We start from the raw sequence: 337 nt of genomic DNA, 5'->3' as shown, positions 1-337 counted from the left end.
GTGCAGCTGGACCGGCAGGGCGGCGGCGGCACCCTTGGTCCACACGCGGACCGGGTCGTCGTCGTAGCCGGAGGTGACGATGATGCCCGGCGCTTCCTCCCTCTCAATGGACGGGTTGGAGCCGGAGGACAGCACGATGCCTTCGGCAGTGAGCCCGTACTGGGTCTCCGCCATGTCGCGGGCGTTGGGCGGCAGCAGGAAGAACATGTTCTCCGGCAGCGGCCGCTTGTCGGTTCCGTCGTCCAGGGGGATCTTCACGTCGTACGTGGTGATCGGGGGGAGGCCGTAGCGGTCGCGGACGACGTTGACCTCGTTGCGGGCCAGGACGGCGGTGGGG

At 69.1% G+C, this 337-nt stretch carries 1 pseudogene; it reads right to left on the bottom strand.

From position 1 onward, the window contains the following. Positions 1–337 (bottom strand): annotated as a pseudogene (locus OO69_RS48405) (major capsid protein E); the annotation flags it as partial.

Origin of the sequence: Streptomyces sp. NRRL F-525, assembly GCF_000716605.1 — a bacterium.
Taxonomy (GTDB): Bacteria; Actinomycetota; Actinomycetes; order Streptomycetales; family Streptomycetaceae; genus Streptomyces.
This window is presented reverse-complemented; position numbering and strand designations above follow the sequence as displayed.